The sequence below is a fragment of the Aeromonas taiwanensis genome (assembly GCF_000820165.1).
GTDB classification, from domain to species: domain Bacteria; phylum Pseudomonadota; class Gammaproteobacteria; order Enterobacterales; family Aeromonadaceae; genus Aeromonas; species Aeromonas taiwanensis.
Map to the genome: position 1 here is coordinate 178,512 of NZ_CDDD01000058.1, position 9,270 is coordinate 187,781.

Consider the following 9,270-nt stretch of genomic DNA (forward strand, 5'->3'; position numbering starts at 1 on the left):
CGGATCAACCAGCACGTCCGCTCCGAGTTCACGCTCAAGCCCACCGCCGGCGTCGAGGACCAGTGGCAATTCATGCGCAGTCAACTGTTGCGGAATTGAGACAACCGGACCCGAAAAGGGCGAGTACACAGGGAGGCCTTGGCCTCCCTTGTTTTTTATGGCAGCGTGCCATGACAGGAAATAAGCACCAGATGCGACCCAGACTGTCGCGTTCCGGTGTTAGATTCATGCCCCATCCACCTTCAAACCAACAGGATATCCTATGGAACCCGAGATCATTACCGAAGCGCAAACCTGGCTGGTCAACAACCAGGGGCTGATCATCGAGTATGCGGTCAACATCACCGCTGCCCTGCTCACCCTGCTGGTCGGTTACATCGCCGCCAACCTGCTCAGTGGTGGTGCCGTCAAGGTGATGCAGAGCCGCAAACTCGATACCACCATCACCGAATTCGTCGGCAGCATCCTCAAGTACACCATACTGGTGTTCGTGGTGATCGCCGCCCTGGGCCGGGTCGGTGTGCAAACCGCCTCCTTCGTGGCCATCATAGGTGCCGCCGGTCTGGCCATCGGCCTGGCGCTGCAAGGGTCGCTCTCCAACTTCGCAGCCGGCTTCCTGCTCATCATCTTCCGCCCCATCAAGGCGGGGGAATTCATCGAAGTGGCCGGCACCAACGGCATGGTTCAGGCGGTGCAACTGTTCACCACCACCCTCACCTCAGGTGACAACAAGATGGTGGTGGTACCGAACTCCGCCATCCTCAACGGCACCATAGTCAACTACTCCCGCATGGATACCCGCCGCGTCGACATGACCTTCGGCATCGGCTACAACTCAGACCTGCGCAAGGCCAAGCAGATCCTCGAGCGCCTGGTGAGCGAAGAGTCGCGCATCCTCAAAGATCCGGCCGCCACCATCGCCGTCGCCGCACTGGCCGACTCCTCGGTCAATATCGTGGTGCGCCCCTGGGTCAAGACCGGCGACTACTGGGGTGTCTGGTTCGACTTCCACGAGAAGGTGAAGCTGACCTTCGACGCCGAAGGCATCGAGATCCCCTTCCCACAGATGGTCATGCACATGCAAAAAACGCAGGCTTGATCCCCTGAATGCGACAATGCCAGCCCCCGGGCTGGCATTGTCGTTTCTGGGCCCCGGTCACCCGGGCCGGCCTCCTTTGCCTCGTCACTGTGCTCAGCCGAACTCAGGCCAGCCGTCTGGCCAACCGGTTGAGTAGCGGCTGTACCAGCACATAGCCCCCCAGCACGGCCCCCATGACCGCCAGCACCCGCATCTCGAGCGTCGGGGCGGCCGTCGTCAATGCCAGGGTCAGCAGGCCGATGAGACCGGTGGCGATCAGGCTCAGGGCAAACAGGGACAGTACGCGTTTCATGTCGATCTCCTCGTTCCAATAACCTGGCCATCCCTGGGAGAATCGTCCATCTGGTCGGATAATAACCGGCTCCGGACGGAGCAAGTTTGCGTTTGCGCATAAAATCGACGAAAAGGTGTATTGCCAGGCGTCATTTGCGGGGATGGGCACAGTGTCTCTCCGGCCCTTGGCTGAAAACCCTTTCACCCGTGCAAGCCAGGCCAAGCATGCGCCAACGCAAGATCCTGAGGCCACGGGTGGCTCATAATCGCCGCGTTTTGGTTGTAAACTCCTTCGGTGCAGACAATTGGTAAAGCTCTGTTACACGGGCTGAACGCAGCGCCCGGTATAATGCTCGAATAATAAGGTTTGGCGGGAGCCTTGCCTGCAAGGTTCAAACACAACTTGGCATTTCAGGAATCCTATGAAAAACATCAATCCGACCCGGACCCAGGCCTGGCAGGCACTGGAAGCCCATTTTGCAGCTAACAAGGAGAGCCGTCTCAAGGATCTGTTCGCACAGGATCCCCAACGTTTCGACAAGTTCTCCCTCACCTTCGGTGGCGACATCCTGGTCGACTACTCCAAGAACCTGATCACCGAAGAGACCCTCAAGCTGCTGGTCAACCTGGCCAACGAAACCGACCTGCGCAGCGCCATCGATGCCATGTTCAACGGCGACAAGATCAACATGACCGAAGGGCGCGCCGTGCTGCACACCGCCCTGCGCAACCGTTCCGATCGCCCCATCGAGGTGGACGGCAAGGACGTGATGCCGGAAGTCAACGCCGTGCTGGCCAAGATGAAGGGTTTCTGCGAGAAGGTCATCTCCGGTGAGTGGAAGGGCTATACCGGCAAACCGATCCAGCACGTGGTCAACATCGGCATCGGCGGCTCCGATCTGGGCCCCGTCATGATCACCGAGGCCCTGCGCCCCTACAAGAATCACCTGGAGATGCACTTCGTCTCCAACGTCGACGGCACCCACATCGCCGAGACCCTGAAGAAGATCGATCCGGAAACCACCCTGTTCCTGGTGGCCTCCAAGACCTTCACCACTCAGGAGACCATGACCAACGCCCTGACCGCCCGCGACTGGTTCCTCGGCCACGCCGGCGACAAGGCTCACGTGGCCAAGCACTTCGCCGCCCTGTCGACCAACGGCAATGCCGTGGCCGAGTTCGGCATCGACACCGCCAACATGTTCGAGTTCTGGGACTGGGTCGGCGGCCGCTACTCCTCCTGGTCCGCCATCGGCATGCCCATCGCCCTCTCCCTCGGCTTCGAGCACTTCGAGGCCCTGCTGCAAGGCGCCTTCGAGATGGACATGCACTTTGCCACTGCCGCCTATGAGCAGAACGTGCCCGTGCTGCTGGCCCTGATCGGCCTGTGGTACAACAACTTCTACGGCGCCGAATCCGAAGCCATCCTGCCCTACGACCAGTACATGCACCGCTTCCCCGCCTACTTCCAGCAGGGCAACATGGAGTCCAACGGCAAGTACGTGGACCGCGACGGCAACAAGGTCGACTACCAGACCGGCCCCATCATCTGGGGTGAGCCGGGTACCAACGGCCAGCACGCCTTCTACCAGCTGATCCACCAGGGCACCAAGCTGATCCCCTGCGACTTCCTGGCCCCGGCCATCAGCCACAACCCCATCGGTGACCACCATCCGAAACTGCTGGCCAACTTCTTCGCCCAGACCGAGGCCCTGGCCTTCGGCAAGAGCAAGGAGGCCGTGGAGGCCGAGTTCCTGGCCGCCGGCAAGACGCTCGACCAAGTTAAAGAGCTGGTGCCGTTCAAGGTGTTCGAAGGCAACCGCCCGACCAACAGCATCCTGTTCAAGAGCCTGACCCCGAAGACCCTCGGCTCCCTGATCGCCATGTACGAGCACAAGATCTTCGTGCAGGGCGCGATCTGGAACATCTTCAGCTTCGATCAGTGGGGTGTGGAGCTGGGCAAGCAGCTGGCCAACAAGATCCTGCCGGAGCTGGGCAACGACGAGGCGGTCACCAGCCACGACTGCTCCACCAACGGCCTGATCAACACCTGGAAAGCCTGGAAGGTCTGATCGTTCACGCCCTCCGCAATGCAAAAGCCCCGCTCGATGAGCGGGGCTTTTTTGTTGGCTTCAATCGGTCTGCTTGCATCATCCGGACGACTGGCCAGGTGTCTAAGCCAGCCAGTAACGGGGATCGTCATCCCCGCCCCTTCTGATGCTGCGCAGCGAAGGCTTAGCCGCCGACGGCGATGCGCTTCATGTCCTTCATGTAGCCGCGCAGGGTCTGGCCGATCTTCTCGATCGGGTGGTTGCGGGTCGCCTCGTTGGCAGCCAGCAGGGCCAGGTTGTCCACGGCCTTGCTCTCGGCGCGGGCGCTGCCCAGATCCCCGGCCTGCAGGGTCGGCATAAAGTGCTCGCGCAGCAGCGGCACGGCGGCGTTGGCGAACAGGTAGTTGCCGTACTCCGCGGTGTCGGAGATGACCACGTTCATCTCGTACAGACGCTTGCGGGCGACGGTGTTGGCGATCAGCGGCAGCTCGTGCAGAGACTCGTAGTAGGCAGACTCTTCGTAGATGCCGGAGGCCACCATGGTCTCGAACGCCAGCTCGACACCCGCCTTGACCATGGCCACCATGACCACGCCGTTGTCGAAGTACTCCTGCTCGGCGATCTTGCCGGCATAGGCAGGGGCATTCTCGAAGGCGGACTTGCCAGTCTCTTCGCGCCAGCCGAACAGCTTGGCATCGTCTTCGGCCCAGTCGGCCATCATGCCGCGGGAGAACTCGCCGGCGATGATGTCATCCATGTGCTTCTCGAACAGCGGACGCATCAGGGTACGCAGTTGCTCGGACAGCTCGAAGGCACGCAGCTTGGCCGGGTTGGAGAGACGGTCCATCATCAGACTGATGCCGCCCTGCTTCAGGGCCTCGGTGATGGTCTCCCAGCCGAACTGGATCAGCTTGCCGGCATAAGCGGGATCTGTGCCCTCGGCAACCAGCTTGTCGTAGCAGAGCAGGGAACCAGCCTGCAGCATGCCGCAGAGGATGGTCTGCTCGCCCATCAGGTCGGATTTCACTTCTGCAACGAAGGAGGATTCCAGCACGCCGGCACGGTCGCCGCCGGTGGCAGAAGCCCACGCCTTGGCGATGGCCATGCCCTCGCCCTGGGGATCGTTCTCCGGGTGAACAGCGATCAGGGTCGGTACACCGAAGCCGCGCTTGTACTCTTCACGCACCTCGGTACCCGGGCACTTGGGGGCGACCATGACGACGGTGATGTCGGAGCGGATCTGCTGACCCTCTTCCACCACATTGAAGCCGTGGGAGTAACCCAGTGCGGCGCCCTGCTTCATCAGCGGCATCACGGTCTTCACCACGTCGGAGTGCTGCTTGTCCGGAGTCAGGTTCAGCACCAGATCGGCGGTCGGGATCAGATCTTCATAGGTGCCGACCACGAAGCCATTGTCGGTGGCCTTCTGCCAGGAGGCACGCTTCTCGGTGATGGCGGCCTTGCGCAGGGCGTAGGAGATGTCCAGCCCGGAGTCGCGCATGTTCAGGCCCTGGTTCAGGCCCTGGGCGCCACAGCCCACAATCACCACCTTCTTGCCCTTGAGCGCCGCACAACCGTCCGCGAACTCTTCGCGCTGCATGAAACGACACTTGCCCAGCTGGGCCAGCTGCTGGCGCAGGTTCAGGGTGTTGAAATAATTAGCCATGGTGATTGCTCCGTTCGATTGATTCCATGCCGGGTAACGGCGTTGTCCAAACCACTATAGCGCGGGACACTTATTGCCTGAACTGATATATTCGAAACAGTACGTTGCAATAATTGAAATGTGACGCCCCGCCATTTCCCACCCCGGATAGCCCCATTTCGGGTGCCAACCCGGGCAGGATATGGGCGGTACTGACGACTCGGCGCCGTGCGCCCCCCAGGAATAGATAGATGGACCTTCGCAATCTCGAGCTGTTTCTCCACCTCGCCGACTCCCTCCACTTCGGCAAAAGCGCCGATGCCATGGCAGTCAGTCCCTCCACCCTGAGCCGCGCCATCCAGCGGCTGGAGCAGGAGACCGGCTGCGTGCTGTTCGAGCGGGACAATCGCTCGGTACGGCTCACCCCGGCGGGGGAGAAGCTGCGAGAGTTTGGAGGAGCCCTGTTGCAGGAGTGGCGCCAGCTCAAGCAGGAACTCAAGCGCAGCGACGAACCGCTGCAGGGGCGGCTACGGGTGTTCTGCTCGGTCACCGCCAGCTACTTCCTGCTGCCCGAGGTGCTGGAGCGCTTTCGCCGCCGCTATCCCCAGCTGGAGATCAAACTGGAGACCGGCGACCCGGCCCTGGCGGTGGACAAGATCCTGGCGGACGAGGCCGATCTCGCCATCGCCGCGCGGCCGGATGCCCTCTCCTCCAAGCTGGAATTTGCCAGCCTGCAGCAGGTGCCGCTGGTCTTCATCGCCCCACGCAATGCCCCCCAGCAGAGCCAGTGGTTCCAGCAGGGCGAGCCGGACTGGGAACGGCTGCCCCTCATCCTCTCCGAGCAGGGGCTGGCCCGAAAGCGCTGTGACCAGTGGTTTCGCAACAAGGGGATAGCCCCCAACATCTATGCGGAAGTGGCGGGCAACGAGGGCATCGTCGCCATGGTGGCACTCGGCTTCGGCGTCGGCGTGGTCCCCGCCGCCGTGATCGATCACAGCCCCATGGGGGACAAGGTGCGCATCGTCGAGCCCAAACCGGCGCTCAAGCCATTCGACGTCGGCATCGCCGTGCTCAAGAAGCGGCTGGAAGAGCCGCTGATCCGCGCCTTCTGGGATACGGCGCGCGGCCAGGGCGGCACGCGCTGACCCTGCGACGGGGTGCCGTGACTGCCGATACACAGTTATCAAGTGTCAAATGTATCAGTATGAAAGCGGGAGAGAAGGAGGGAGACTGGCCGGCCCAAGCAGCCACCATCAGGGAATAGCACATGAGCCAGAATCTTGTCGAAATCCAGAGCGCCATCCTGTTCGCAGAATATCTGCAGAGTCTGGGGATACAACGCCATGAACTCGATCGGGAGCAGGAGATCTACCTGCAGGACCGGCACCTCGCCACGGTGCAATGCATCCAGGGAGAGCTGCGATTTTATCTGCGCGCCAATGCCCTCGCCCGATCGTGATCCGCAACCGGTCACAGAACGAACGCGCAAAGCGTATTAGACTGGCACCATCCGTCACCCTCGACCCGGGGGTCGTCCTCAGGAGTGCCCATGAAACAAAGCGGCCTGGATCGGCTCTTCAAACCCCACTCTATCGCCGTCATCGGTGCCTCCGGCGATCCGCAAAAAGCCGGGCATGTGGTCATCAGACACCTGCTTGCGGGCCAGTTCCAGGGCCCCATACTGCCGGTTGCCCCCCACAGCCAGTCCATCGCCGGGGTACTCGCCTATCCTGATGTCGAGAGTCTCCCCCTCTCCCCCGATCTCGCCATCGTCTGCACCCGACGCGAGCGGGTGCTGCCACTCATCGAGGAGCTCGGCAAGAAGGGGACGGGGGCCGCCATCATCCTGGCCGCCCAGTTCTCCGGTGACGAGCGCCAACGGCTCAGAGCGCTGTGCCGGCAGTACGGTATCCGTCTACTCGGCCCCAACAGCATGGGCATGCTGCTGCCGAGCCAGGGCATCAATGCCAGCTTCTCCCCCATTGCCGCCACCCCGGGGCAGGTGGCATTTCTCTCCCAGTCGGCGGCGGTCAGCACCACCATCCTCGACTGGGCCAAGCAGCGCGAGATAGGCTTCTCGGCCTTCATCTCCCTGGGGGATCACTGCGACATCGACTTCGGCCAGCTGCTGGATCAGCTCTCCCGCGACGGGACGACCCGCGCCATTCTGATCTACATGGACAAGCTGCACGATGCGAGGCACTTTCTCTCCGCCGCCCGCGCCGCCTCGCGTAACAAGCCCATCCTGGTCCTCAAGAGCGGGCGGCACGACCCGGCCAATGGCCTCGACAACGTCTATGATGCCGCCATCCGCCGGGCCGGCATGCTGCGCGTCCGGGATACTCACGAGCTGTTTGCCACCGTCGAGACCCTGAGCCACTCCCTGACCCTCAAGGGGGAGCGGCTCGCCATCCTCTCCAACGGGCGGGGTCTGGCCAACATGGCCGCCGATGTGCTGCTGGCGCGCGGCGGCAAGCTGGCGATGGCACCACTCGACATCGGCAGCGATGCCGATATCGAGTCCTACAAGAGTGCGCTGGAGGCCCTGCTGCAGGGGGAGGCTGCCGACGCCATCCTGCTGATCCACGCCCCCTCCCTCACCGCCCGTGGTGCGACCCTCGCCAGCAGCCTGATCGACTTCATCAGGCAGCATCCCCGTGCTCGTCGCTTCAACATCCTCACCAACTGGGCGGGGGAATACTCCGCCCAGGAGGGACGTCGCTTGTTCAACGAGGCGGGGATCCCCACCTATCGCACTCCGGAGAGCGCCGTCACCGCCTTCATGCACATGGTGGAATATCGCCGCAACCAGAAGCAGCTGATGGAAACCCCGGCCTCCCTGCACGGGGACCGGCTCGATGTCGAACGCTGCCAGCAGCTGCTCCAGCAGGCGCTGGAACGCCAGCAGCGGGTGCTGGATACCCACTTGGTCCAACCCATCATGCAGGCCGCCGGACTTTCCACTCTGGCGACCTGGATCGTCACCGATTCTATCGAAGCCGCCCTGACGGCAGAGCAGATCGGTTACCCGGTGGCCGTGAAGCTGCGCTCACCCGACATCGCTCACAAGTCAGAAGTGCACGGCGTCATGCTGAATCTGCGCACCTCGGCGGAGGTGGCTCAGGCGGCGGATGCCATCCTGGACAGGGTACGTCAACACGACCCGGGTGCCCGTATTGAAGGCCTGCTGGTACAGCGTATGGCGCGCCGCAGCGGCGGACTGGAGCTGCGGCTCAGGTTGCAGCAGGATCCCGTCTTCGGACCCGTCATCCTGCTTGGCGAATCCGGCGCCGAGCCTCACGAGATGGTCGCGGCCCTCCCGCCCCTCAACCAGGCGCTGGCGCGCTACCAGATCATCGGAGCCCTCAAGGACGGCAAGATCCGCGAGCAGGCCAGTCCAATACGGCTCGATATCGACGCTCTCGGCCAGGTGCTGTGCCAGCTCTCCGAGCTGCTGCTGGCCTTCCCCGAGATACAAGAGCTGGACCTGCATCCGCTGCAGGCTTGTGGCGATGAGATGGTGATCCTTGATGCCCGTCTCGTCCTGATGGAGAGAGGGCAACAGATGCTGCCGCTCGCTATCCGCCCCTATCCGACCGAGCTGGAAGAGGGCGCCTGGCTCAAGGACAAGAGTCATGTGCTGCTGCGCCCCATCCGCCCCGAGGATGAGCCCGCCCACAAGCAGTTCGTAAAGCTGGTGTCCGATGAGGACAGGTACAAGCGCTTCTTCGCCGATGTGGGGGAGCTGGGGCACGAAGAGCTGGCCCGCATGACCCAGATCGATTACGACCGGGAGATGGCCTTCGTCGCCGTGGGGCAGGACGGTCCTTTCAGCCAGCAGATCCTGGGGGTGGTTCGAGCCATTGCCAGTCCGGATCAGTCGGATGCAGAGTTTGCCATCCTGGTGCGTTCTGACTTGAAGGGGCTGGGGCTCGGCAAACTGATGATGGAGAAGATTGTGCGCTACGCGAAAGAGCGAGGCATTGACCAACTGTCGGGCATGACCATGCCCAGCAATCGCGGCATGATCAACCTCGCCAGGCGACTCGGCTTCAAGATCGATATCCAGCTGGAGGATGGGGTGGTCAATATGGCGCTGCCCTGTGCCGATGAGACAGAAGGGGCATAGCACCAGAAAATAGTGGGGATGAGAAATTTCAGGCAATAAAAAAGCCCGCTCGAATGAGCGGGCTTCTTCAATT

8 protein-coding genes are annotated in these 9,270 nt (G+C 62.3%); 6 read left to right on the forward strand and 2 right to left on the reverse strand.

The annotated features are described in order from the left end of the window. Nucleotides 1–3: 3 nt before the first annotated feature. Together BN1136_RS20675 and BN1136_RS11110 are read left to right on the forward strand one after the other, a co-directional pair. Nucleotides 4–99, forward strand: coding sequence for a hypothetical protein (locus tag BN1136_RS20675; protein ID WP_407921453.1), 96 nt, complete (start codon nt 4–6; stop codon nt 97–99). Between the two features lie 163 nt (nt 100–262). After that, nucleotides 263–1,099 carry a mechanosensitive ion channel domain-containing protein gene (locus BN1136_RS11110; RefSeq protein ID WP_043764132.1) on the forward strand — a complete coding sequence of 279 codons (837 nt, stop codon included), beginning with the start codon at nt 263–265 and terminating at the stop codon, nt 1,097–1,099. 103 nt (nt 1,100–1,202) lie between these two features. On the opposite strand, the gene BN1136_RS11115 is transcribed toward BN1136_RS11110, so the two are convergent. Further along, nucleotides 1,203–1,391 (reverse strand): hypothetical protein, encoded by a 189-nt coding sequence (locus BN1136_RS11115; protein ID WP_043764133.1) that lies wholly within the window; start codon nt 1,389–1,391, stop codon nt 1,203–1,205. A gap of 403 nt (nt 1,392–1,794) precedes the next feature. Between BN1136_RS11115 and pgi the strand changes: the two genes are divergently transcribed. Beyond that, nucleotides 1,795–3,444 carry a glucose-6-phosphate isomerase gene (pgi, locus tag BN1136_RS11120; protein WP_043764134.1) on the forward strand — a complete coding sequence of 550 codons (1,650 nt, stop codon included), beginning with the start codon at nt 1,795–1,797 and terminating at the stop codon, nt 3,442–3,444. Between the two features lie 163 nt (nt 3,445–3,607). Here pgi and ilvC read toward each other — a convergent pair whose 3' ends face one another. Then, on the reverse strand, nt 3,608–5,089 hold the full coding sequence (gene ilvC / locus BN1136_RS11125; RefSeq protein WP_043764265.1) for a ketol-acid reductoisomerase: 1,482 nt from the start codon (nt 5,087–5,089) through the stop codon (nt 3,608–3,610). 230 nt (nt 5,090–5,319) lie between these two features. On the opposite strand from ilvC, the gene ilvY reads away from it, so the two are divergent. The 3 genes from ilvY (at nt 5,320) to BN1136_RS11140 (ending at nt 9,197) form a co-directional block, all read left to right on the forward strand. Next, entirely contained in the window at nt 5,320–6,213 is an 894-nt protein-coding gene (gene ilvY / locus BN1136_RS11130) for an HTH-type transcriptional activator IlvY (protein WP_043808494.1), read from the forward strand. 122 nt (nt 6,214–6,335) lie between these two features. Further along, nucleotides 6,336–6,527: a hypothetical protein gene (locus BN1136_RS11135; RefSeq protein ID WP_043764138.1), complete on the forward strand. Its 192-nt coding sequence runs from the start codon at nt 6,336–6,338 to the stop codon at nt 6,525–6,527. A gap of 90 nt (nt 6,528–6,617) precedes the next feature. Then, nucleotides 6,618–9,197 carry a bifunctional acetate--CoA ligase family protein/GNAT family N-acetyltransferase gene (locus tag BN1136_RS11140; protein ID WP_043808497.1) on the forward strand — a complete coding sequence of 860 codons (2,580 nt, stop codon included), beginning with the start codon at nt 6,618–6,620 and terminating at the stop codon, nt 9,195–9,197. The last annotated feature ends 73 nt before the right edge of the window (nt 9,198–9,270 follow it).